The 4,902-nt window shown below is 68.4% G+C and carries 3 protein-coding genes and 1 pseudogene; 3 read left to right on the top strand and 1 reads right to left on the bottom strand.

All coding sequences use genetic code 11. From position 1 onward, the window contains the following. Window positions 1-1,243, bottom strand: a pseudogene (locus VIR09_RS21305) (autotransporter outer membrane beta-barrel domain-containing protein); the annotation flags it as partial. Between the two features lie 166 nt (window positions 1,244-1,409). Between VIR09_RS21305 and VIR09_RS21300 the strand changes: the two are divergent. The 3 genes from VIR09_RS21300 to VIR09_RS21290 all read left to right on the top strand — a co-directional run. Beyond that, the gene (locus tag VIR09_RS21300; protein ID WP_332014658.1) at window positions 1,410-2,021 is read left to right on the top strand and encodes a class I SAM-dependent methyltransferase; all 612 of its coding nucleotides are present in this window, start codon (window positions 1,410-1,412) and stop codon (window positions 2,019-2,021) included. 153 nt (window positions 2,022-2,174) lie between these two features. Further along, on the top strand, window positions 2,175-3,056 hold the full coding sequence (locus tag VIR09_RS21295; protein ID WP_332014657.1) for a ribose-phosphate pyrophosphokinase: 882 nt from the start codon (window positions 2,175-2,177) through the stop codon (window positions 3,054-3,056). 25 nt (window positions 3,057-3,081) lie between these two features. Further along, window positions 3,082-4,902, top strand: a 1,821-nt coding sequence (locus VIR09_RS21290) for a xylulose 5-phosphate 3-epimerase (RefSeq protein WP_332014656.1), incomplete at its 3' end; no start/stop codon positions are given.

Below are 4,902 nucleotides of genomic sequence, written 5' to 3'. Positions count from 1 at the left end.
ATGCGCCATTGGCGCCCGCCGGGCCGCCTTCCCCGCCCAGCACGCTGGCCATGATGCCTTTCGCGCCGACGGCGCCGTTGGCGCCGGTCGCGATCGTGCCGGTATTGGTGATGGCGATGGCGCCTGGCGCCCCGCCCGCGCCGCCATTGTGGCCGTCGAACCACGAGCCGTTGCCGCCGTTGCCGCCATTGCCGCCCTGGGTCAGCGCGTACACGCCAATCCCCCGGTTGCCGTCGGTCTTGATGGCGCCGCCGTTGGTCACGCTGACCAGGCCGGCATTGCCGCCCGTCGCGGCCTTGGTGTCGGTGCCGTTGGCAGTCGACGCATTGCCGCCGATGGAACGGGCGATCACGCCATACACGCCGTCGCCATGGCCGTTGACCGCAGTCCCGGCCGAGGACATGAACGTGACAGCCGAGGCATCCCCGCCCCGTCCCGCATCGCTATGTCCGCCGAAGTCCCCCGTATGCTCGGCCGCCCCGGCTTGCCCGCCCGACGATATCAGGCCCACCCCGGCGCTGACGCCGTCCGGTCCCGGCCCGCGCGCGGTCACCGAGCTCGCGCCTTGCAGGATCACGGATGCCAGGCCGGCGCTGCCGCCATGGCCGGACGTGTACGCGCCGTCGAAGCCATTGGCGATGGCGCTGTCGGTCCCCGCGCCGCCCCAGGATTGGACCGCGATGCCGAAGCCCGTGCCGACGATGGTGGCGTTGTTGAGCGTGATGCGCGCCTGATGCCCGTCGCCGCCGATGCCGTAGCCGCCGTTGGGCCCGTCCGCATTGCCCCACAGGCCGCCATTGCCGCCCGCCGAATACAGGTCTATCCCCCGGCCGGCGGCGTTAACCGTGCTGGCCGACAAGGTGTAATCGATGATTCGTCCGCCGCCGCCATTGCCACCCCAATGGTTCACGTCGGCGTCCCTGCCGTTGCCGCCCTTGCCGCCGCTGACGTCGATCACGATGCCGGTCTGCCCGGGCGCATTGGCGTTGATGCGCTGGTTGCTGTCGGCCTGGATGAAATCGCGCTGGCCCCATTGGCCGTCATGGCCGTTGTTGGGGTATTCGCCGCTGGAACAGCAGGTGCCGTCGGCGCCGCGAAACTGATAGACCAGCGGCGCCGTCTGTGCCGAGGCCGGCCGCCCGAAGAGGTACACGGTGGAGATGCCGGCCTGCAAGAACAACGCCAGCCAGGTAAGCCGCAGGCCGTTGCGGCCGGGCTTGGGAAAATCTTGCTGTAAGGTCATGGCGGCTGCGGCGGAAATAGGGCAGATAGAGAAAATCGCCGTTCCCCGCCCGCTCCACAAGTCCGGCATGACGAATCAACCATCCTGGCTGATGAGCGGCGGATGTCCACCACCAGCCGGGCATTGCCCGCACGTGGGAAAATCGCAACTCTCAGGGAATATCGACATGTCCATCTCGCCCGCCGACAATGTGATTTCGCTGTATCGCGAACATGCCGACGCCTTCGAGAAACTGCGCGGTAAGCAGCTGGTGGAACGCGCCTGGCTGGAGGCGTTCCTGGACCTGCTGCCCGGCCCCGCTCCCGAGGTGTTGGACATAGGCTGCGGCACCGGCATCCCCATCGCCCGCCATCTGATCGAGCGCGGCTGCATGCTGACCGGCGTGGATGCTTCGGACGCGCTGCTTGCGCGGGCAAGAACCTCGTTCCCTGAACACAGCTGGATTGAAGCGGACATGCGCAGCCTGCCGCCCTTGCGCCCGTTCCAGGGGCTGATCGCCTGGCACAGCTTCTTTCACCTGCGGCCGGAAGACCAGCGGCCCATGTTCAACACCTTCGAACGCCTCGCCGCGCCGGGCGCGGCGCTGATGTTCACCAGCGGGACTCATCTGGGAGAAGCCATCGGCCAGTTCGAAGGCCAGCCGCTCTACCACGGCAGCCTGGACAGCGCGGAGTACCGCGAGCTGTTGCGCCTGGCCGGCTTCGAGGTGGTACGCCACGTGGAAGGCGACAGGACCTGCGGCGGCGCGAACATCTGGCTGGCACGGCGGCTCAGATAAAACCTTTGAGTTACATCAAGGTTTGACCGGCGAACGGCGCCAGAAGAGGCCGCCCCTGCGCCATAATCAGAATGCCGCGGCCCCTTTGGGGCCGCGCGGGGCCCCAAAGGCCGCTTCGGTTTCCCTAACCTCGATCAGGCGGACCCGGCATTCATGCAAAGACTTATCCTCCCGCTACCCGGCAACGAAGGATTCGCCAAGCGCCTTGCCGCCCTGTGCCAAGGCGAACTCGGCGCCGTGGAAACCCGCCGCTTTCCCGACGGCGAAAGCTATGTGCGCCTGCATGGCGACCCGCGTGGACGCGCCGTCGACATCGTCTGCACGCTGGCCCGGCCAGATCCCTGTTTCCTTGGCCTGATCTTCGCCGCCGACACGGCGCGCGATCTGGGCGCCACCGAGGTCAACCTGATTGCGCCCTATCTGGCCTACATGCGCCAGGACAAGCGTTTCCAGGATGGCGAAAGCGTGAGTTCGCTGTCGTTCGCCCGTCTGGTGTCCTCCACCTTCGACCGCCTGTTGACCGTCGATCCGCACCTGCATCGGCATCCGTCGCTGTCCGCGCTGTACACCATCCCCACCACCACGCTGCACGCCGCGCCACGCCTGGCCAGCTGGATCGCCGGCAACGTGCAGGCGCCGCTGATCGTCGGCCCGGACGAGGAAAGCGAGCAATGGGCCGGATCCATCGCCGCGCGCATCGGCGCGCCACACGTGGTGCTGCGCAAGACCCGCCGCGGCGACCGCCAGGTCGAGATCGAGGCGCCCGACCTCTCCGCCTGGCGCGACTGCACGCCGGTGCTGGTGGACGACATCGCGTCCTCCGGCCGCACCCTGATGGTGGCGGCCGGCAAGCTCGCCGGCATGAGACCGCCGCAATGCGTAGTGGTGCATGCGCTTTTCGCCGAGGACGCCTGGGCCCAGGTATCCGCCTGTTTTGAACGCGTCGTTTCCACTGACGCCGTGCCCCATCCCAGCAATCGCATCGAACTGGCGCCCTTGCTGGCCAACGCGCTCCTGCGCGACCTGCGCGATTGATCACCCGATTTCAAAGGAACCCGCGATGAAGCTACGCGAGCATTGGCTATCCGGCCATGGTCCCATCCAACACCGCGCCGACACCGTCGAACACATCGACGCGCTGGTGCAACGTCTGGCGGCCAGCGGCCGCGTCGCCAGCCCGGACGATGCCTACGCCATGCTGGCCGCGGCCGACCGCCTCAGCTGCGCGGCGATGAATGTGGTGGCGCACATGACCTACGCCCGCCGCATCGACCTGAACGGCGCACCACTGGGCGCCGCGGACTTCAAGCCCAATCCCGAAGGCCATACGGGCGGCTCGCTGAACATGGTGCCCGCCTTCGTCGCCTATCTGCTGGCCAATGCGCTGAGCGGCAAGACTCGCGGCTGGCTGATGGGCCAGGGCCATTGCGTGGCCGCCATCGAGGCCGTCAACGCCCTGACCGGCGACGTGTCGCCGGCGCAGCGCGGCCGCTACGACCGCAGCGAACCCGGACTGGAACGCCTGATCACGGACTTCTACTCCTACGCCATCGATGCGCAAGGATTGCCTGCCGTACCGCTGGGCAGCCACGCCGGCCCCAACACGGCGGGCGCCGTGTCCGAAGGCGGCTACCTCGGCTTCGCCGGCCTGCAATACGTGCACATGCCCCTGCCGGGAGAAAGCCTGGTGGCCTTCCTGAGCGACGGCGCCTTCGAGGAACAACGCGGCTCCGACTGGGCCACGCGCTGGTGGCGCGCCGAGGATTGCGGCCAGGCCGTGCCCGTCATGATCCTGAATGGCCGCCGCATCGAGCAACGCACGCAGATCGTGCAGGAAGGCGGCGCGCATTGGCTGGCCGAGGACCTGCGCCACAACGGCTTCGACCCGCTGATCGTCGACGGCCGCGATCCGGCGGCCATCGCCTGGGCCATCCTGGCCGCCGAGGAAGCGCTGGACGGGAACCTGGCTGCGCCGGACTTCCAGTATCCCGCCCGCCTGCCCTACGTCATCGCCGAGACCGAGAAAGGCTTTGGCTTTCCCGGCGCCGGCACCAATGCCGCGCACAACCTGCCGCTGGGGGGCAACCCCCACACCGATAGCGCGGCGCGCGACGCCTTCAACGCCAGCGCCGCCAAGCTGTTCGTGGCACAGCCGGAGCTGGACGCGGCGCTTGCCGCACTGGCGAACCATGCCGCCCAACAACGCCCCCTGGAAAGCGGGCACCCCATGGCGCACCGGCATCCCGACGCGCCGGCGCTGCCCGAACCCTCCTGGGAGACCACGGGCAGCCAGGGCAGCGCCATGGCCACGCTGGACCGCTGGTTCGTGGAACTGGTGCAGGCCAATCCGGGCCTGCGCGTGCGCATCGGCAATCCGGACGAACTGGCCAGCAACAAGATGGGCGCCACCCTGGCCTTGCTGAAGCACCGCGTCGACCATCCGGAACCCGGCGTCGCCGAGGACCAGCACGGCGCCGTCATCACCGCCTTGAACGAAGAAGCCGTGGCCGCCGCCGCGCTCGCGAACAAGGGCGGCCTGAACCTCATCGTCAGCTACGAAGCCTTCGCGGTGAAGATGCTGGGCCTGCTGCGCCAGGAGATCATCTTCGCGCGCCGCCAGAAGGAACTTGGGCAGGCGCCGGGGTGGCTGTCGGTGCCGCTGGTGGTCACCTCCCACACCTGGGAGAACGCCAAGAACGAGCAATCGCACCAGGATCCCACCATAGGCGAAGCCTTGCTGGGCGAAATGTCCGACACCTCCCGCGTGTTGTTCCCGGTGGACGGCAACAGCGCCGCGGCGGCGCTGCGCGCCGTCTATGCCCAGCGCGCCCAGGTGGCCTGCATGGTGGTGTCCAAGCGCGACGGCGCGCAGCGCTTCGAC

The sequence above is a fragment of the Achromobacter sp. genome (assembly GCF_036567245.1).
Taxonomy (GTDB): domain Bacteria; phylum Pseudomonadota; class Gammaproteobacteria; order Burkholderiales; family Burkholderiaceae_B; genus Achromobacter.
The sequence above is the reverse complement of the archived record's forward strand: the minus strand, read 5'-3'. Positions and strand labels throughout refer to the sequence as shown.

What these genes read in the sequence shown, in the direction of transcription:
- VIR09_RS21300 (WP_332014658.1), top strand. Translation starts at nt 1,410, where the DNA reads ATGTCCATCTCGCCCGCCGACAATGTGATTTCGCTGTATCGCGAACAT.
- VIR09_RS21295 (WP_332014657.1), top strand. Translation starts at nt 2,175, where the DNA reads ATGCAAAGACTTATCCTCCCGCTACCCGGCAACGAAGGATTCGCCAAG.